This window comes from Saccharopolyspora montiporae (assembly GCF_015209505.1).
Taxonomy (GTDB): domain Bacteria; phylum Actinomycetota; class Actinomycetes; order Mycobacteriales; family Pseudonocardiaceae; genus Saccharopolyspora; species Saccharopolyspora montiporae.
In genome coordinates this window covers 98,482-116,311 of record NZ_JADEYC010000015.1, presented here as the reverse complement: position 1 = coordinate 116,311, position 17,830 = coordinate 98,482, and the positions used below count along the sequence as shown (strand labels likewise).

Sequence of the window (17,830 nt, the reverse complement as noted above, 5' to 3'; positions counted from 1 at the left end):
CATCCGCGGCGGCCTGCGAACGTCGTTCAAGACACGCTCGCCGACTCCCGGCACCACGTCGCATAGAACCGCCTCGGCACGGTACGGTAGTTACAGGAAAAGTTGTCGAGATCATGCGGGGCCGACATTCCCCTGTCCGCCCCGCACACCCTGTGCGAGGGGGTCGAGCCATGGGGCGCGGCCGGGCTAAGGCCAAGCAGACGAAGGTGGCCCGCGAGCTTAAGTACAACTCCCCCGGGATGGACATCGAGGCGTTGCAGCGAGAGCTGTCCTCGGACGAGTCCGGCGATTGGGCCGAGGACCGCGAAGACCCGTACGACGACGGCTACGACGACTACGACCGGCGTTGAACCACAGGTGCACCGAACGCTCGGCGGAGATCCGCCGGGCGTTCGGTAGTGGTGTGCGCCGGGAGTCGTTCGGCCCGATGTCCGCCCGCGGGCGGGTTGGCGAATTCGCGAGCCGCTAACAGGAGGAGCAGACGAGTGGCGCTGCCGGTCGGCGAACCGGCAGCGCCACTCGTGCTCGCGCACGTTGTCCGGGCGGACCGGCCGCCGCGGCAGCAGGAGCGAACGGTCCGGTCCGGCGGAGCGGGACCGTCCACAGGTGACGCCCCGCCGGGACGCGGGGCTCACGAAGCGGGGTGTTCCCCGCGCAGCACGACGCGCTCGTCCGCACCGCTCTCGGTCCCGGACTTGGCCACCTCGCCGAGCGTCCACGCGGGCACGTGGCGCGCGGTGAGCACGGCCAGCGCGCGGTCCACGTCCTCGGCGGCCACGACCGCCACCATGCCCACGCCCATGTTGAACGTGCGCTCCATCTCATCCGGTGCCACTCGGCCGCGCTCGGCGATCATCCGGAACACGGCCTGCGGCGACCAGGTGCTCCGGTCCAGGGTGGCCGTCAGCCCCTCCGGGATCACGCGTTCCAGGTTGGCCGCGAGCCCACCGCCGGTGATGTGCGAGAACGTCCGCACACCGGCCTCGGCGGCCAGCGCCAGGCATTCCTTCGCGTAGATGCGGGTCGGCTCCAGCAGCTCCTCGCCGAGCGTCCGGCCGAACTCCGCGACGTGCCCGTCCAACGGGAGCCGCGCACCCTCCAGCAGCACGTGCCGGGCCAGCGAGTAGCCGTTGGAGTGCAGCCCGGACGAGCCCATGCCGATCACCACGTCGCCGGCCCGCACCTTGTCCGGGCCGAGCATCGCGTCGGCCTCGACGACGCCGACGCCGGTGGCCGACACGTCGTACTCGCCCGCGCCCATCATCCCCGGGTGCTCGGCGGTCTCCCCGCCCAGCAGCGCGCATCCCGCCTGCACGCAGCCTTCCGAGATGCCCTTGACCAGGTCGGCGATCCGCTCCGGGACGACCTTGCCGACCGCGACGTAGTCCTGCAGGAACAGCGGCTCGGCGCCGCACACCACGAGGTCGTCGACGACCATGGCGACCAGGTCGATGCCGACCGTGTCGTGCACGTCGAGCGCCTGCGCCACGGCGATCTTGGTGCCCACGCCGTCCGTGGAAGAGGCGAGCACCGGCTGCTTCCACCGGTCCAGCTTCAGCTGGAAAAGGCCGGCGAACCCGCCCAGCGAGCCGAGCACCTCCGGCCGGGTGGCCCGCTGCGCCCACGGCCGCATCTGCTGCACGGCCTCATCGCCGGCTTCGATGCTGACCCCGGCGGCGGCGTAACTGGCCTTCGGGTTCTCCGTCTGGTCGGAACCTGCGAGCAGGTCTTCGGACACGATGGCTCCACATCTGGTGCGAGTGTGCAGTTCGCGGGACGCGCACGTGCGGCACGCCCCACGTTACGCGCGGCGGGAACGGCCCGGCCGCGGCAGCGGGATCAGGGGCGGCCGAGCGCGTCCGCGGCGCCGTACCCGTTGGGCAGCACCGGTTCCGCACCGGCCGCGGGTGTGCGGTCGAGCTCTTCGAGCAGGTGCTTGCCTATCCGCTCGTCCTCCGGCAGCGGGATCGGGTACTCGCCGTCGAAGCACGCCGAGCACAGCCGGTTGCGCGGCTGCTCGGTAGCCGCGACCAGCCCGTCCAGCGACACGTGGCCGAGGGTGTCCGCGCCGATCGAGCGGCGCACCCCGTCCATGTCCAGGCCGTTGGCGATCAGCTCGGCGCGCGAGGCGAAGTCGATCCCGTAGAAGCACGGCCACTTCACCGGCGGCGAGGCGATCCGCACGTGCACCTCCACCGCACCGGCCTCGCGCAGCATGCGGACCAGGGCGCGCTGGGTGTTGCCGCGCACGATCGAGTCGTCCACCACCACCAGGCGCTTGCCGCGGATGACCTCGCGCAGCGGGTTGAGCTTGAGTCGGATGCCGAGCTGGCGGATGGTCTGCGAGGGCTGGATGAACGTCCGACCCACGTAGGCGTTCTTGACCAGGCCGTTCCCGTACGGGATGCCGGATCCCTGCGCGTAACCGATCGCCGCCGGCGTACCGGACTCGGGCACCGGGATGACCAGGTCCGCGTCCACCCCGTGCTCCTCGGCGAGCCTGCGCCCGATCTCCACGCGGGTGCTGTGCACCGAGCGCCCGGCGATCGCGGTGTCCGGCCGGGCGAGGTAGACGTACTCGAAGATGCAGCCCTTGGGCTCGGGGCTGGCGAAGTGCTGCGAGCGCAGACCCTCGTCGTCGATGGCCAGCAGCTCACCCGGCTCGACCTCGCGCACGAACGACGCGCCGACGATGTCCAGCGCCGCGGTCTCGCTGGCCACGACCCAGCCGCGCTCCAGCCTGCCCAGCACCAGCGGGCGCACCCCGTGCGGATCGCGGACCGCGTAGAGCGTCTTCTCATCGCTGAAGGTCATGGAGAACGCGCCGCGCAGCGTGGGGAACAGCTCCATCGCGGCCTGCTCCAGGCCCTTGTCCTCCGCGGCCGCGGCGAGCAGCCCGGTGACCAGGTCGGAGTCGCTGGTGGCGCGGTCGCAGCCGTTGGCGGGCGACGAGGCGTTCGCGGCGACGGTGTCCACCCCGCCGGACTCCACCCGCTCGCGCAGCTCGGCGGTGTTGACCAGGTTGCCGTTGTGCCCGAGGGCCAGACCGGTGCCCGCCGCGGTGGTGCGGAACGTCGGCTGGGCGTTCTCCCAGGTCCCGCCGCCGGTGGTGGAGTAGCGGCAGTGGCCGACACCGACCCGTCCCTGCAGCGAGGCCAGCGTCTGCTCGCCGAAGACCTGGCTGACCAGGCCGAGATCCTTGTACACCACCACGTGCGATCCGTCGCCCACCGCGATCCCGGCGGCTTCCTGGCCGCGGTGCTGCAGCGCGTAGAGCCCGTAGAAGGTCAGCTTCGCGACCTCTTCGCCCGGCGCCCACACGCCGAACACACCGCATTCCTCGTGGGGGACGTCCTGTTCGATCTCGTCGGCGGCGGCGGTGGGTGCCTCGAACGGATCCACCTGCGTTGTTGCCTTGCCCGGACGGTCGGTGACCACCGAAAACTCCCTGAGGGACGGAGTCGGACTTACACCTCAGTGTAAACAGCCGGACCGGGCCGGGGGACCATCAGTGCGGTGTCGGCCGTCTCACCGCCGGGGTGCCGACCGCGGAACGCGAGGTCAGAGCTTCAGCAGCGGCAGCCGGTCGGACACCTCGGCCGCCCGCGAGCCGGACGCCGCCAGCCGCCCCGCGCGCACGGCGGACTCCCAGTCGAGCTCCCCGGTCGCCAGCAGCAGCCAGGTGCGCGGATCGGTCTCCACCACGTTCGGCGGGGTTCCCCGGGTGTGCCGGGGCCCGGCCACGCACTGCACGGCCGCGTGCGGCGGGACCCGCACCTCCACGCTGCTGCCCGGCGCCACCTGCTCCAAGGTGCGCAGGCTCAGCCGCACGGCGGCGGCCAGCTCGGCGCGCGCGGGTTCCGCGGCGGAGCCGCTCAGCCAGGGCTGCACGGCCTCGACCGCGGTGCGGAGCTCAGCGGGGTCGACGCGGCGGCGGCTGGGCATGCGGGCAGCGTAGAACGTGCTCGCGCAGCGGCGGCAGCCGCTCGCGCGCGACCCGCGGCGGCTCACAGCCAGCCGAGCTTGACCGCCTGCATGCCCGCCTGGAATCGGGTCTCCACCCCGAGCCGCGCGATGAGCTCGCGGACCCTGCGGTGCGCGGTGCGCGCGCTGAAGCCCATCAACCTGCCGATCGTGTCGTCGGTGGCCCCGGAGGCCAGCAGGGACAGGATCCAGCGCTCCTCCTCGGTGGGCTGCAGCTCGTTGCCGTCCAGGTCCTGGTCGGCGGTGAACGGCGCGGCGAAGCGCCACAGGTCCTCGAAGATCCGGGCGATCGCGGCCAGCATCGCCGAGCTGCGGATCACCACCGCGCTCTCCACCGAGTGCTCGCTGGCGGTCAGCGGCAGCAGGCCGACCTCGCCGTCGACGACGATGAGCTTGGTCGGCGCCACGTGGATCACCCGAGCCTGCTCGCCCAGCGCGACGAGTTTCGTGGTGATGTCCAGCTGCGGCGGGCGCGCGAGAGCCGCGCGGTCGTAGAGCACCTGGTAGCGCACGCCTTCGGCGAGCTTGCGCGATTCCAGCGAATCCAGCGGCCCGGTGGTCACGTACGGCGGTTTCGCCACGCCCTGCACCAGGTGCGCAGCCGAGCGCTGCAGTTCGAACGCGGCCCATCCGACGCGCTTGGCACCGTGCACGACCTGCAGCACGCCGCCGCGGTCCGATCGGGCGCGGGCTGCTCGGGCGACGGACGCGACCGCCTCCCGGGCCTCGGCCTGCGCCTGCGCGGAGCGCTCGGCCGCCGATCGGGCGGCCGCGGTGTCCGCGTCCCGCTGTCCCGCGGGATCCGGCGGCTGTGTCAGTTCCTCGGTGTATCCGGGTAGCACAGCTGCACCCCTCCTCGACATGTCCGCGCCCCCTGCTGCGGTCGCAGCGCCGGGCTGCGGACATCGACACCCCCGATTCCGGCAAGGTATCCAGCGGCGGATGCCGCCGGAACCGTCTTTCGAAGGATGCTCCGAACCGGCCCCCGATTGACGCCGTTCGGCGGCACCCCGCAGCCACCCGTTCGCACCACCGGAACGCCCGCGGGCCCTCCCCGAGAACAGGAAGGGCCCGCGGCGCTGCGGTCGGTTGCGGTTACAGGTCGCCGATCTGCAGCAGGTCCGGCGTGGTGTCCTGCGGGGCGTCCTGGATGACGCCCGCTGCGGCCTTCTCCTGCAGACCGCTGATCACGTCGGCCGGGGCGGCTCCGGAGTTGGCCTCCAGGAACAGCGCGCCCACACCCGCGACGTGCGGGCTGGCCATCGAGGTGCCGCTCATGGCCTCGGTCCCGTCACCGGGCACCGTGGAGACGATGTCCTCGCCCGGCGCGTACCCGTCCACGAGGGGCCCGAAGTTGCTGAACTCGGAGTTGTTGTCCTGCTCGCCGGAAGCCGCGGTCGTGTACACGCCCTCGGCGCTGGCCGGCGAGACATTGGCCGCGTCCTGGCTCTCGTTGCCCGCCGCCACGGCGAGGAACACACCGCTGTCGACGAGCGAGGTGGCCGCCTCGTCCAGCGCCGGGTCCTTCGGGCCGCCCAGCGACATGTTGGCCACGGCGTTGTCCGGAGCGTTCTGCGCCACCCAGTCCATGCCCTGGATGATCTGCTCGGTGGTGCCGCTGCCCTGGTCGTCGAGCACCTTCACGCCGACCAGCTGCGCGCCCTTGGCCACGCCGTAGGTGTCGCTGCCGATGGTGCCGGCGACGTGCGTGCCGTGACCGTGGCCGTCCTCGCCGTTGCCGCCGGTGGCGTCGAACCCGGACTCGGCGCGCCCGCCGAAGTCCGCCACCGCCGGGTCGATGCCGGTGTCCAGGATGTACGCGGTGACGCCCTGGCCGCTGCCCGCCGGCTGGTAGGCGCCGTCCAGCGGCAGCTGGGGCTGGTCGAGGCGGTCCAGGCCCCAGGAGCCGACCTCCTTGCCGCTCGGCGGCTCGACCTGGATGGAGTAGCTCTGCGAGACGTTCTGCACCTTGCCGCTGGAGCGGACCTCGTGCAGCTGCTGCGGGTTCAGCTTGGCGGAGAAGCCGTTGATGGTGTCGGTGTAGACGTGCCGGGCCTGCACACCGAGCTCCTCGGCCATCCCTTCGGCGGCGATGCCGTCCTCCAGGTTGACGATGAACGTGTCGGCCTCAGCGGCCTTGGCGTGCCCCGGATGCATCGTCAGCGGGGCGAGTTCCCCGTCGGACTGCGCACCGGCCGGGGCGGCGGCGAAGACCAGAGCGGCGGTGGCGACGCCCGCTCCGGTGCCGTAGAGCAGCTTCCTCATGTGTCCCCTCCTTTTTCAACGCCCGGGTGGGGCCGGACGAAGGTGGTTCCGACCGGAACGTAACCAGGGAGAACACACGTCCGGGTGAGGTTGGCGATTTGTTGCCACACAATCGGACGGAGGGGTGAACACATTCCCATCTCTCGGCCGCCCAACGGCAATGACCAGGGAAAACCGGGATATCCGCGAACCGGCTGCCGAGGTGGGGAATTTTCCGACGCTCGGCGGCGCGGGGGTTATCGGCGCATTGCCGGACAACGCGGATTCGGTTCGGGCGGCGCGCGGGCGTCATCGATGCGGCGCCGGGACGGCGCGGCGGCGCTTCCTACTCGGCGCGGGCCGGGATCCAGCGCCGCAGCCGCAGTCGGACCTGCTCGACGTACTCGGGCTCGATCTCGGCGACCTCGTCCATCGACTCCGCCCCGTCCGGGGCGAGACCGTAGGCCATCCCGTAGTAGAGGTACAGGGCCTTCTCCTGCTCCAGCAGCAGATCCCCCTGCTCCAGGTCCACCCGCGGGGCCAGCCGGACGGCGTCCTTGCCCACGGCCACGGTCAGCGTGTCCCCGTCGAAGGCCGCGCCCTCCAGCGGGACGAAACTCTCGTTGGTCCCGAAGAGTCCGGTTTGGACGGTGATCCAGGCGGGCTGCTCGCTGGCCTCGTCCAGGAACAGCTGACCGACCATGCCGATCCGCTGCCCATCGGGGTCGAAGACCTCGCAGCCGAACATCCGCAACGCTTCCCGCTGACCGATCATCGCCGCCTCCCCACCCGACTCGCCCCCGCCAGTCTGCCCCTCCCCGGGCGCCGATAGCACCTCGGAACGGCTGGTTCCGCGGTGACCGTGCCATGAACCCGCCGTGCCGGCCTGGCACCCTGAACCGGACGCACCCGCCGACCGGGCCCGGTAGCCGCCGGGCCGCGACCGACCTCTGGAGCTCCGCGATGTCGCAGCCCGACGAGCAGTCCGCACCGCCGATCACCGAGCAGATGCGCGAGTACGCCCGGCAGAACCCGAACTCCTGGCTCTACATCGTCGACCCGGGCTACGAGCAGGAAGGCGAGGAAGTCCCGCCGGAAGGCGTGATCGGCGCGTACCGCATCGACGAGAACGGCGAGCTGGACGAGGATTTCCAGGCCAACGGCGGCTACCAGCCCTCCGAGCTGACCAGCAGCGCACCGGAACCGGTGAACGAGCTCGAACACGTGCTCAACCGGATCGCCGCCGGGGAGCAGTCCGAATCGGAGCTCCCCGGGGCCGTGCTGGACGCCGAGCTGCTGCTGTACTCCCCGAGCGAGGACGACGACACGGTCTACGCCGCGGAGATGTCCGACGGCAGCGAGCTCGTCCCCGCCTGCACATCCGCAGGCCGGGTGCCCACGGACTGGCCGGGTTACCGCGCCGTGCCCGGCCGCGACCTCCCCGGGCTGCTCGGCGGCTACGACCTGGGCATCAACCTCACCGACCCGGTGCAGGCGGTCATCCCGCACAGCGTGCTCGCCGAGGCCGCGGGCGGCGGCAGCAGCAGCTGACCGCCCGGCTGGCCGGTCCGGGGCCGCATCCCTAACCTCGGCGGGGTGAGCCGCGCCGAGCCTTCCGGCGGCCCCGGCCGCATCGAGGACTACGCCCTGCTGTCCGACCTGCGCACCGCCGCGCTGATCGGCACCGACGGGTCGGTCGACTGGCTGTGCCTGCCGCGGTTCGACGCGCCCTCCTGCTTCTGCCGGCTACTCGGGGACGAGCGGGACGGGCACTGGCGCATCGCTCCGGCCGGCCGGGTCGAATCGGTGCGCAGGCGCTACCGGGACGACTCGCTGGTGCTGGAGACCGACTTCCGCACCGCCACCGGCACGCTGCGCCTCATCGACCACCTGCCCCCGCGGGAGCGTCCCGGCGCCGCGGAACCGTGCCTGGTGCGGATCGCGGAGTGCCTGGACGGCACCGTCGACCTGCGGATGCGCTGGGTGATCCGCTTCGCCTACGCGGATGCGGTGCCCTGGGTGCGCCGGGTCCGGGACACCTCGCCGGTGCTCGACGAGTACCTGCTGGCCGTCGCCGGTCCGCACAGCGCGGTGCTGCGCGGCGACGTGCTGCCCCGGCCCGCCGCGGACGAGCGCGCGCACCTGCTCGACCACCCGATGCGGGCCGGGCAACGGCTGCGCTGGGTGATGCAGTGGTCACCGGACTCGCGGAACCTGCCCGGACCGGTGGATCCGGAGGGCGAGACCACCGCGAGCACCGAGTTCTGGCGGGACTGGGCGCAGCGGATCGACTGGGAGGGACCGCACCGGCACGCGGTCCGCCGGTCGCTGACCGTGCTCAAAGGACTCACCTACGCGCCCACCGGCGGGATCGTGGCCGCGCCGTCCTGCTCGCTGCCGGAGGCGCTGCCCGGCGACCGCAACTGGGACTACCGCTACTGCTGGCTGCGCGATGCGACCCTCGTGCTGCTGGCCATGGACAACTTCGGGTGCTCGCAGGAGGCCGCCGAGTGGCGCGACTGGCTGCTGCGCGCCGTGGCGGGCGATCCGGCCGACCTGCAGCCGATGTACGGCATCGGCGGCGAGCGGCACCTGGTCGAATGGGAGGCGGACTGGCTGCCCGGCTACCAGGGCGTGCGGCCGGTGCGCATCGGTAACGCCGCCTACCGCCAGCTGCAGATGGACGTGTTCGGCGAAGTGCTCGACGTGCTGCACCTGGCCCGGGAACGCGGTCTGCCGGAGAGCGAGGACGGCTGGGCGATGCAGCGCGGGATGCTCGCGCACCTGGAACGCATCCGGCACCGGCCGGACCGGGGGCTGTGGGAGGTGCGCGGGCCCGAGCAGTACTTCACCCACTCGCGGCTGATGGTCTGGGTGGCCTTCGACCGCGCGGTGCGCGCCGCCGAGGAGGACGGACTGCCCGGGCCGGTCGAGCGGTGGCGGGAGCTGCGCGACGAGATGCGCGCCGAGATCCTGGAGCACGGCTACGACCAGCGACTCGGCGCGTTCACCCAGTACTACGGGTCGTCGACGCTGGATGCCGCCGCGCTGCGCATCCCGCTGGTGGGGTTCCTGCCCGGGCACGACGAGCGGGTGCTGGGCACGATCCGCGCGGTGCAGCGGGACCTGCAGCACGACCGGGTGCTGGTGGACCGCTACTCGACCGGGGAGGGCAGCAGCGATCTGGACGGGCAGACCGGCGCCGAGGGATCCTTCCTGGCCTGCTCGTTCTGGATGGTCGACGCCCTGGCACTGGCCGGGCGGGCGGAGGAGGCCGAGCGGATGTTCGGCGAGCTCGTGGAGCTGACCAACGACGTGGGGCTGCTGGCCGAGGAATACGACGTGCGCTGCGGGCGGTTCACCGGCAACTTCCCGCAGGCGTTCAGCCACCTGGCGCTGGTCAACTCGGCGGCGGTGCTCTACGGCGGCCGCACCCGGTGGGAGCGCAGCCGCCGCTGACCCCTCAGCCGGGCACGCCGCCGATGATGAGCTCGTGCACCGCCTCCGGCGGCCCCGGTCGGGCGAACAGGTAGCCCTGCGCGGTCTCGCACCCGGTCTCGGCGATCCGCCGCGCCTGCGCGCGCGTTTCCACCCCTTCGGCCGTGACGGTGAGCCCCAGCGCGTGCGCCAGGTCGACCAGGGTGCGCACGATCCGCGCGTCCACCGGATCCTCCCGGTCGGCCTCACGCAGGCCCTCGACGAAGGACCCCGCGATCTTGAGCTCGTGCACCGGGAGGTGCCGCAGGTAGGCGAGGTTGGAGTACCCGGTGCCGAAGTCATCGATGGCGATGCGCACCCCCATCCGGGAGAGCTCGCGCAGCGATTCCAGCGGCTCGTCGGCGGTACCCATGATCGCGCTCTCGGTCAGCTCCAGCTGCAGCTTGGCCGGGTCGAGCCCGGTCTCGTCCAGGATCGCGGCCACATCGGACACCAGGTTCGGGTCGCGGGATTGGCGCACCGCCAGGTTCACGCTCACGAACGGGGCGTCCGCGCCGAGCTCGCGCGCCCACCGCCTGCCCTGCAGGCACGCCTGCCGCAGCACCCAACGGCCCAGCGGCACGATCAGCCCGGTCTCCTCGGCCAGACCGATGAACCGGTCCGGACCGAGCCGCCCCAGCTCGGGATGCGCCCAGCGGACCAGCGCCTCGACCCCGACGACGTCGTTCCTGCGCATGCCCACCAGCGGCTGGTAGTCGACGTAGAACTCGCCGCGTTCCAGCGCCGCGGGCAGCTGCGCGGACAGCCGGAGGCGGGCCACCTCGGTCGCGTTGCGGTCCGGGTCGAACATCGCCCAGCGGCGCTTGCCGTCGGCCTTGGCCCAGTACAGCGTCACGTCCGCATCGCGCATCAGCTCGCCGGCCGTCTGCCCGCGCACGGTGCGCTCCACGATGCCGATGCTGGCCGATACCGACAGCTCCTGGCCGCTGATCCGGATCGGCTGGTCCAGCGCGTCGAACACGGTCTCGGCGACCTCGGTGGCCTGCTGCACGCCCGCCGAGTTCTGCAGCAGGATGACGAACTCGTCGCCGCCCATCCGCGCCACCAGGCGGTCGTCGCCGTGCACCGCGACCGCGAGCCGCTTGGCCACGGTGACCAGCAGTTCGTCTCCCACGTGGTGGCCGAGGCTGTCGTTGATCACCTTGAACCCGTCCAGGTCCATGTAGCACAGCGCCACCCGCTCGTCCGGGGCGTGCCCGCGCAGCACCGAGGTCAGCCGCTCCAGGAACAGCGCCCGGTTCGGCAAGCCGGTCAGCGGGTCGTGCATGGCCTGGTGCCGCAGCCGCTCCTGCAGCATCCGCCGGTCGGTGACGTCCTCGATCATCACCGCCTGGTACAGGGGCAGCCCGTCCTCGCCGCGCACCAGGGACACGATCATCTCGGTCCAGACCGTGCCGCCGTCCGGCCTGCTGAACTGCTTCTCCACCCGGTACTGGTCGCGTTCCCCGCGCACCAGCTCCTGGTACATCCGCCAGAGCCCGTCGGTGTCCTCCGGGTGCATCAGATCGGGCACGCTCATCCGGCGCAGCTCGTCGGCGGGCCGGTCCAGGATCCGGCGCAGCGAATCGTTGACCTCCAGGATGCGCCCGTCCATCCCGGCGATGCCGATGCCGATCGCGGCCTCGGAGAAGATCGCGCGGAACCGCGCCTCGCTGGTGCGCAGCGCGTGCTCCACCGCATCCCGGGCGTCGAGCACCGCCTGCCGGATGGCTTCTTGCTCGTCGAGCGTGCGCTTGCGGGCGGCCTGGACGAATCCGGAGCACAGCGCGCCCTGCAGCGCCGCGACCCGGCGGCGCCAGACCGGCGTCTCGTCCAGTTCCAGCAGCCGGAGCAGTTCGGCGCCGATCAGGTCGGCGGTGCGCGCCAGGGACTCCGCGCTGGTGAAGTGCACCCCGACCAGATCAGCGCCCACCGCGCGGGCGGCCGCCGCGTCGAACGGGTCGCCGAGCAGCGCATCCACCAGCCGGTCGGTGTACCCGGACAGCCGGCCTTCGACTTCCGCACTGGTCATCGGCACGTAACTGGTGCCGAGCAGGGTCTGCGCCCACGCCGCGGCGAACCGGCGACGAGCGGCCCGGCTCACCTCGGCGGGCGCGTCGGGAGCGCTGGGCACCGGCGCTGTCCAGCCAGTCATCCCTGGGGCGCCCTCCACTCGTCGTCGGCTGGGCCTTCCGACCGGAGCATACGACCGCCGCAGTCCGGTGGTCGAACGGCGCGCGCCGAACGGCGAGCGGGTATCCCTGCTCCTCGATCCGGACGAACCGGCCCCGCGGCGATGATCATCCGGGCATGCTCGGGGCATGGGTGAACGCAAGCTCGGCCTGACCGTCACGATCACGATCGCCGTGCTGGTGCTGTTCGGGGTCAGCGCCGGCCTGCTGGCGCTGGACCCGCGGGTCACCGGCGCCGACGCGCTGCGCACCGGCGGGCTCGCGGCCGGATCCGTGGTGGCGCTGTACGCGCTGTGGCTCAACGACCGGCGCCGCCGGATCGACGAGCAGCGCCAGGAGGTCGAGCAGCTGCGCCAGGACCTGGAGACCCGCCGCACCGACCTGGACCGCGACCGGATCGCCGACGAGCGGTTCGCCCGCGCGGTGGAACTGCTCGGGTACGAGGCCGACCAGGTGCGGGTGGGCGCGCTGCACGCCCTGGCCGGGCTGGGGCGCAGCCATCCGGACCACACGCAGACCGTGCTCGACGTGCTCTGCTCCTACCTGCGCCGCCCGTTCCTGCACCCCCGGTACGCGGCCGATCCGACGGACGAGTCCTGGAGCAGGCGGGAGACGCACGAGGCCGAGCGCAAGCTGCAGGTGCGGCTCACCGCGCAGCGCCTGGTCGCCGACCTGCTGCCCGCCGCGGACGACGAGCGGGCTCCCGCCTACGACTTGGACCTGACCGGCGCGACCCTGGAGTACTTCGAGCTCACCGACCGCAAGGTCGGCGCGCTGACGCTGCGCTACGGCCGGCTGTTCAGCAGCACCAACGTCAGCCGCAGCCGGTTCACCGGCCCCGTTTGGCTGACCGGCACCACCGCGGGCAACGGGCGGATGCGCGGCAGGTTCCGCTGCGATGACGCGGTGTTCGAGGATCGCGGGTGGTTCAGCGGTTTCGAGGTCGTCGGCCGGACCAGCTTCGAGGGCACGCGGTTCCAGGGGCCGGTCAAGTTCGCCGGCGGGCGGTTCGGCGCCGAGTTCTTCGCGGTGCGGACCTCGTTCGGCGCGTGGACCGACTTCCGCTCGGCGGAGCTGACCACCGCCGACTTCACCGGTGCGACCTTCGGCGGGGAGGTGCTGCGCGCGGACCTGCGCGGCCCGGTGAACGGCGAGCTCCCGCCGGAGCTGGCCGGGACGCCGGCGCCGGGGGCGGACCGCGGATAGCGGCCCGCCCTCGCGGACCGGCTCAGCCGAACAGGGCGGGCAGCGTGCCCTCCCACGCCTCGCGCAGCTCGGTCAGCGGGATCTCGGCGACGTCCTGGATGTCCAGGCTCTGCGACCCCGCGTCGGCGACACCGACCTTCGTGCACGGCAGGCCGCGCGCCGAGCACATGTCGGTGAACCGCAGCTCCTCGGACCGCGGGACGGATACCAGCACCCGGCCCGCCGACTCGGCGAACAGCCACACGAACGGATCGGCGTCCTCGGGCAGCACCACCCGGGCGCCGCACTCGCCGATCAGCGCGGTCTCCACCAGGGCCTGCGCCAGCCCGCCCTCGGCCAGGTCGTGCGCGGCCGCGATCATCCCGTCCCGAGAACCGGCGACCAGCACCTCGGCGAGCTCCTTCTCCCGGGCCAGGTCCACCTGCGGCGGGGTGCCGCCGAGGTGGTCGTGCACCAGGCGGGCCCACTCGGAGCCGCCGAACTCCTCGCGCGTCTCGCCGAGCAGCAGCAGCGTCTCGCCGCCTTCCCCGCCGATGCCGGACGGGATGCGCCGGGTGACGTCGTCGATGGTGCCCAGCACGCCGACCACCGGGGTCGGCAGGATCGCCTTCGCGCCCGTGGAGTTGTAGAAGCTGACGTTGCCACCGGTGACCGGGATGCCCAGTTCACGGCAGCCGTCCGCCAGCCCGCGCACCGCCTGCTGGAACTGCCACATCACGCCGGGGTCCTCCGGCGAGCCGAAGTTCAGGCAGTTGGTGACCGCCGCCGGGGACGCCCCGGTGACCGCCACGTTCCGGTACGCCTCGGCCAGCGCCAGCTGCGCCCCGGTGTAGGGGTCCAGCCGGGTGTAGCGGGCGTTGCAGTCGGTGGACACGGCGATACCGCGGCCGGTCTCCTCGTCCACCCGCAGCATGCCGCCGTCGGCGGGCTGGGCCAGCACCGTGTTGCCCCGCACGTAGTGGTCGTACTGGCTGGTCACCCATTCCCGGGAGCACAGGTTCGGCGAGGCCGCCATGCGCAGCAGCGTGTCCCGCAGCTCGTCCGGGGAGTCCGGACGGGTCAGCGTGTTCGGGTTGTCCGCCGAGATCAGGTCCTGCTCGGCGGGGCGCTCCACCGGGCGCTGGTAGACGGGCCCCTCGTGCGCGACCGTGCGCGGAGGGACGTCGACCACCAGCTCGTCGTTCCAGCGGATCTCCAGGTTCTCGCCGTCGGTGACCTCACCGATGACCGTCGCGGTGACGTCCCACCGGCGGCACACCTCCATGAACGCGTCCACCCGGGACGGTTCGACCACCGCGCACATCCGCTCCTGCGACTCGCTGGACAGGATCTCGGCCGGATTCATCCCCTCGGCGCGCAGCGGGACCCGGTCCAGGTCGACCCGCATGCCGCCGTCCCCGGCCGACGCGAGCTCCGAGGTGGCGCAGGACAACCCGGCACCGCCCAGGTCCTGGATACCCACGACCAGACCGTCCCGGTACAGCTCCAGGCAGCACTCGATGAGCACCTTCTCGGCGAACGGGTCGCCGACCTGCACGCTGGGCAGCTTCTTGCGGCCCGCACCGGAATCCGCGTCCTCCGCGGAATCGAACGTCTCCGAGGCCAGCACGGACACCCCGCCGATGCCGTCCAACCCGGTGCGCGCGCCGAAGAGCACGATCTTGTTGCCCGCCCCGGAGGCATGCGCCAGGTGCAGGTCCTCGGACTTCAGCACGCCCACGCACATCGCGTTGACCAGCGGGTTGCCTGCGTAGGACTCGTCGAAGACGACCTCGCCGCCGATGTTGGGCAGGCCCAGGCAGTTCCCGTAGCCGCCGACCCCGGCGACGATCCCGGGCAGCACCCGGGCGGTGTCCGGGGCCTCGGCCGGACCGAACCGCAGCGGGTCGGCGACCGCGACCGGGCGCGCACCCATCGCCATGATGTCCCGGACGATCCCGCCCACACCGGTGGCCGCGCCCTGGTAGGGCTCCACGTAGGACGGATGGTTGTGGCTCTCCAGCTTGAAGGTGACCGCCCAGCCGTCGCCGATGTCCACGACGCCGGCGTTCTCGCCGATGCCGGCGAGCATCTTGGCGCGCATCTCGTCGCTGGTGGTCTCGCCGAAGTACTTCAGGTGCGCCTTCGACGACTTGTAGGAGCAGTGCTCGCTCCACATGACCGAGTACATGGCCAGCTCGGCCTCGGTGGGCCTGCGGCCGAGGATCTCCCGGATCCGCGCGTACTCGTCGTCCTTGAGCCCCAGCTCCCGGTGCGGCTGATCGATGTCCGGGGTGGACGCGGCGTGCTCGACGCTGTCCACTTTGTCCACGTTGCTCACGCTGCCACCAGTTCATCCAGGACGGACAGGAACAGGCCGAGACCGTCGTCGGTGGGACCGGTCAACGGGTCGATCGCGTGCTCGGGGTGCGGCATCATGCCCGCGACCCGCCCGCGCGCGTCGGTGATCCCGGCGATGTCGCGGCGGGATCCGTTCGGGTTGCCGCCGACGTAGCGCAGCAGCACCCGGCCCTCGCCCTCCAGCTCGTCGAGCACCGCGTCCTCGGCGACGTAGTTGCCCTCGCCGTGCTTGATCGGCACGAGCAGCTCGGCACCGGCGTCGTAGCGCGTCGTCCAGGCGCTGGTGTTGTTGTCCACCCGCAGCCACTGGTCGCGGCAGACGTAGTGCAGACCCTCGTTGCGGGTGAGCACCCCGGGCAGCAGACCGGCCTCGCAGAGCACCTGGAAGCCGTTGCACACGCCGAGCACCGGCATGCCCTTGCCCGCGGCGTCGACGACCTCGGCCATCACCGGGGCGAACTTGGCGATCGCGCCGCAGCGCAGGTAGTCGCCGTAGGAGAAGCCACCGGGCACGACGACCGCGTCGACCCCGCGCAGGTCGGCGTCCCCGTGCCACAGGGACACCGGTTCGGCCCCGGAGCGGCGCACCGCGCGCTGCGCGTCAACGTCATCGAGAGTGCCGGGGAAGGTGATGACCCCGATCCGGGCGCTCATGAGTCCACCCGGCGCACGGACCAGTCTTCGATGACCGGGTTGGCCAGCAGTGTCTGGGCGATCCTGGCGAGCTGCTCGTCGTCGACCGAGTCGTCGACCTCCAGCTCGAAGCGCTTGCCCTGCCGGACCTCGGCGATCCCCTCGAAACCGAGCCGCGGCAGCGCACCGGCCACCGCCTGCCCCTGCGGGTCGAGGATCTCCTGCTTGGGCATGACGTCGACTACAACTCGGGCCACGGGCGCTGCCCCCGGTTTCCGTGCAGATCCGCCGACCCGCGAAGGCCGAACGGATGGCCAGCAGTACTGCCAGAGCGTAACTGACCTGGGCGTTCACCCGTCCGTGCAGGGTCGGCGCGGTGCGGCGTAGCTCACGCCGCACCGGCAGGACGCGCACCCGCCGCAGCAGGTGCGCCTCTACGCTCGGCGCAGGCCCACCGAAGGAGGAGAACTGTGCAGCTGACCCATTTCGGGCACTCCTGCGTGCTCGTGGAGACCGGTTCGGCGCGACTGCTGCTCGACCCGGGCACCTTCGCGACCGGGTTCGAGGACGTACGCGAGCTGGACGCGGTGCTGATCACGCACCAGCACCCCGACCACCTCGACGTCGAGCGGCTGCCCGCGCTGCTGGCCGCCAACCCGGGCGCGCAGCTGATCACCGATCCCGGCTCGGCCGGCACGCTGGCCGGCACCGGACCGGAGCCCACCGTCGTCCGGCCCGGGGACGCGTTCGAGGTGGCCGGCGGGGCGGTCGACGTGGTCGGCGGGGCGCACGCGGTCATCCACCCGGACATCCCGGTCATCGACAACATCGGGTTCGTCATCGACGGCGGGGCGTTCTACCACCCCGGGGACTCGTTCTTCGTGCCCGAGCAGCGCATCGACGTGCTCGGCCTGCCCACCGGAGCGCCCTGGCTGAAGCTGTCCGAGGCGGTCGACTTCCTGCGTGCCGTGCACCCGCGCACCGCGGTGCCGATCCACGAGGCGGTGCTGGCGATCCCGCAGATGCACTATCGGATGTTCGAGCAGCTCGGCCCGCAGAACACCGGGATCGAGGTCCTCGCCCGGAGCACGCCGAGCACGCCCTGACCCCCGGCGGCGGCCCGCCGGGGAAACGCCGTCCCCGGCCGGTCCGCGGCAGCCCGGTCAGTCGTCCCAGCGGTCGTCGCCGTCGTTGCGGTCGTCGCCGTCGTTGCGGTCGTCGCCGGCGTTGCGGTCGTCGCCGTCGTTGCGGTCGTCGCCGGCGTTGCGGTCGTCGCCGTCGTTGCGGTCGTCGCCGTCGTTGCGGTCGTCGCGGTCATCGTCGTGCCGGTCATCGTCGTGCCGGTCATCGCGGTCGTCGTCGTGCCGGTCGTCCGCGCCGGCGGGCTTCGGGCTGCCGTCCGGCAGCAGCGGGCAGTCGTCGTCGTACCAATCCCGGTCATCGCCGTCCGGGTGGAACCAGTCGTCGTCCACACACCCGGGCTGCTGCAGCAGGGCTTCCGGCGGCTGCTGCGGGTACTCCCCGCTGCCCGCCCCTCCGGTCGCCGCGGCTGCCTGCCGCGGCTGCTCCTGCGGCGTTCCGATGTCGTTGGCCAGCGCCGCACCGGCACCGCCGACCGCGACCAGGCCGGCCACCGAGGCCGCCACGATCCAGAGCCGTCCGCCGTTCGACGTGATTCCCGTTCGCATGTCCCTCGCCTCTCGCCGTTTCCGCCGTTGCGAGAACCACTCTCCCGAGCGGCGCTGAGGCGGGCC

At 72.3% G+C, this 17,830-nt stretch carries 16 protein-coding genes; 5 read left to right on the top strand and 11 right to left on the bottom strand.

The window, feature by feature from the left end; all coding sequences use genetic code 11:
- Nucleotides 1-170 precede the first annotated feature (170 nt).
- A complete protein-coding gene (locus tag IQ251_RS10000) occupies nucleotides 171-350 on the top strand; it encodes a DUF3073 domain-containing protein (RefSeq protein ID WP_193928219.1) in 180 nt (59 codons plus the stop codon).
- A 281-nt stretch (nucleotides 351-631) separates the two neighbouring features.
- Here IQ251_RS10000 and purM read toward each other — a convergent pair whose 3' ends face one another.
- The 6 genes from purM to IQ251_RS09970 form a co-directional block, all read right to left on the bottom strand.
- Nucleotides 632-1,738 (bottom strand): phosphoribosylformylglycinamidine cyclo-ligase, encoded by a 1,107-nt coding sequence (gene purM, locus IQ251_RS09995; protein ID WP_193928218.1) that lies wholly within the window; start codon nucleotides 1,736-1,738, stop codon nucleotides 632-634.
- A gap of 101 nt (nucleotides 1,739-1,839) precedes the next feature.
- Nucleotides 1,840-3,402, bottom strand: a complete 1,563-nt coding sequence (purF, locus tag IQ251_RS09990; protein ID WP_370591322.1) for an amidophosphoribosyltransferase — start codon at nucleotides 3,400-3,402, stop codon at nucleotides 1,840-1,842.
- A 159-nt stretch (nucleotides 3,403-3,561) separates the two neighbouring features.
- Nucleotides 3,562-3,945, bottom strand: a complete 384-nt coding sequence (locus tag IQ251_RS09985; protein WP_193928216.1) for a sterol carrier family protein — start codon at nucleotides 3,943-3,945, stop codon at nucleotides 3,562-3,564.
- A gap of 62 nt (nucleotides 3,946-4,007) precedes the next feature.
- Nucleotides 4,008-4,826, bottom strand: coding sequence for a DNA-binding response regulator (locus tag IQ251_RS09980; RefSeq protein WP_193928215.1), 819 nt, complete (start codon nucleotides 4,824-4,826; stop codon nucleotides 4,008-4,010).
- Between the two features lie 253 nt (nucleotides 4,827-5,079).
- Nucleotides 5,080-6,249 (bottom strand): S8 family peptidase, encoded by a 1,170-nt coding sequence (locus IQ251_RS09975; protein ID WP_193928214.1) that lies wholly within the window; start codon nucleotides 6,247-6,249, stop codon nucleotides 5,080-5,082.
- Between the two features lie 325 nt (nucleotides 6,250-6,574).
- Complete coding sequence (locus tag IQ251_RS09970; protein ID WP_193928213.1) at nucleotides 6,575-7,003, bottom strand: PRC-barrel domain-containing protein; 429 nt, start codon at nucleotides 7,001-7,003, stop codon at nucleotides 6,575-6,577.
- A 188-nt stretch (nucleotides 7,004-7,191) separates the two neighbouring features.
- Between IQ251_RS09970 and IQ251_RS09965 the strand changes: the two genes are divergently transcribed.
- Nucleotides 7,192-7,779 (top strand): type VII secretion system-associated protein, encoded by a 588-nt coding sequence (locus IQ251_RS09965; RefSeq protein WP_193928212.1) that lies wholly within the window; start codon nucleotides 7,192-7,194, stop codon nucleotides 7,777-7,779.
- Between the two features lie 45 nt (nucleotides 7,780-7,824).
- A complete protein-coding gene (locus tag IQ251_RS09960) occupies nucleotides 7,825-9,687 on the top strand; it encodes a glycoside hydrolase family 15 protein (protein ID WP_193928211.1) in 1,863 nt (620 codons plus the stop codon).
- A 4-nt stretch (nucleotides 9,688-9,691) separates the two neighbouring features.
- On the opposite strand, the gene IQ251_RS09955 is transcribed toward IQ251_RS09960, so the two are convergent.
- Nucleotides 9,692-11,860 carry a putative bifunctional diguanylate cyclase/phosphodiesterase gene (locus IQ251_RS09955; RefSeq protein WP_193928210.1) on the bottom strand — a complete coding sequence of 723 codons (2,169 nt, stop codon included), beginning with the start codon at nucleotides 11,858-11,860 and terminating at the stop codon, nucleotides 9,692-9,694.
- A 166-nt stretch (nucleotides 11,861-12,026) separates the two neighbouring features.
- Between IQ251_RS09955 and IQ251_RS09950 the strand changes: the two genes are divergently transcribed.
- Nucleotides 12,027-13,103 (top strand): pentapeptide repeat-containing protein, encoded by a 1,077-nt coding sequence (locus IQ251_RS09950; RefSeq protein ID WP_228046489.1) that lies wholly within the window; start codon nucleotides 12,027-12,029, stop codon nucleotides 13,101-13,103.
- A 22-nt stretch (nucleotides 13,104-13,125) separates the two neighbouring features.
- Here IQ251_RS09950 and purL read toward each other — a convergent pair whose 3' ends face one another.
- The 3 genes from purL to purS are packed head-to-tail and all read right to left on the bottom strand — an operon-like array spanning nucleotide 13,126 to nucleotide 16,333.
- Nucleotides 13,126-15,423, bottom strand: a complete 2,298-nt coding sequence (gene purL, locus IQ251_RS09945; protein WP_193928209.1) for a phosphoribosylformylglycinamidine synthase subunit PurL — start codon at nucleotides 15,421-15,423, stop codon at nucleotides 13,126-13,128.
- Nucleotides 15,420-16,097, bottom strand: a complete 678-nt coding sequence (gene purQ, locus IQ251_RS09940) for a phosphoribosylformylglycinamidine synthase subunit PurQ (protein ID WP_193928208.1) — start codon at nucleotides 16,095-16,097, stop codon at nucleotides 15,420-15,422. The genes purL and purQ overlap by 4 nt, the downstream gene beginning before the upstream one ends.
- Nucleotides 16,094-16,333 (bottom strand): phosphoribosylformylglycinamidine synthase subunit PurS, encoded by a 240-nt coding sequence (purS, locus tag IQ251_RS09935; protein ID WP_193928207.1) that lies wholly within the window; start codon nucleotides 16,331-16,333, stop codon nucleotides 16,094-16,096. Before purS ends, purQ begins: the two co-directional genes overlap by 4 nt.
- Before the next feature lie 213 nt (nucleotides 16,334-16,546).
- Between purS and IQ251_RS09930 the strand changes: the two genes are divergently transcribed.
- On the top strand, nucleotides 16,547-17,182 hold the full coding sequence (locus tag IQ251_RS09930) for an MBL fold metallo-hydrolase (protein ID WP_193928206.1): 636 nt from the start codon (nucleotides 16,547-16,549) through the stop codon (nucleotides 17,180-17,182).
- A 57-nt stretch (nucleotides 17,183-17,239) separates the two neighbouring features.
- On the opposite strand, the gene IQ251_RS09925 is transcribed toward IQ251_RS09930, so the two are convergent.
- Complete coding sequence (locus tag IQ251_RS09925; RefSeq protein ID WP_193928205.1) at nucleotides 17,240-17,764, bottom strand: ATPase; 525 nt, start codon at nucleotides 17,762-17,764, stop codon at nucleotides 17,240-17,242.
- Nucleotides 17,765-17,830 lie beyond the last annotated feature (66 nt).

Coding starts and splice junctions, on each gene's coding strand:
- IQ251_RS09975 (WP_193928214.1), bottom strand. CDS start 6,249: ATGAGGAAGCTGCTCTACGGCACCGGAGCGGGCGTCGCCACCGCCGCT.
- IQ251_RS09925 (WP_193928205.1), bottom strand. CDS start 17,764: ATGCGAACGGGAATCACGTCGAACGGCGGACGGCTCTGGATCGTGGCG.
- IQ251_RS09970 (WP_193928213.1), bottom strand. CDS start 7,003: ATGATCGGTCAGCGGGAAGCGTTGCGGATGTTCGGCTGCGAGGTCTTC.
- IQ251_RS09985 (WP_193928216.1), bottom strand. CDS start 3,945: ATGCCCAGCCGCCGCCGCGTCGACCCCGCTGAGCTCCGCACCGCGGTC.
- IQ251_RS10000 (WP_193928219.1), top strand. CDS start 171: ATGGGGCGCGGCCGGGCTAAGGCCAAGCAGACGAAGGTGGCCCGCGAG.
- IQ251_RS09950 (WP_228046489.1), top strand. CDS start 12,027: ATGGGTGAACGCAAGCTCGGCCTGACCGTCACGATCACGATCGCCGTG.
- purQ (WP_193928208.1), bottom strand. CDS start 16,097: ATGAGCGCCCGGATCGGGGTCATCACCTTCCCCGGCACTCTCGATGAC.
- IQ251_RS09955 (WP_193928210.1), bottom strand. CDS start 11,860: ATGACTGGCTGGACAGCGCCGGTGCCCAGCGCTCCCGACGCGCCCGCC.
- IQ251_RS09965 (WP_193928212.1), top strand. CDS start 7,192: ATGTCGCAGCCCGACGAGCAGTCCGCACCGCCGATCACCGAGCAGATG.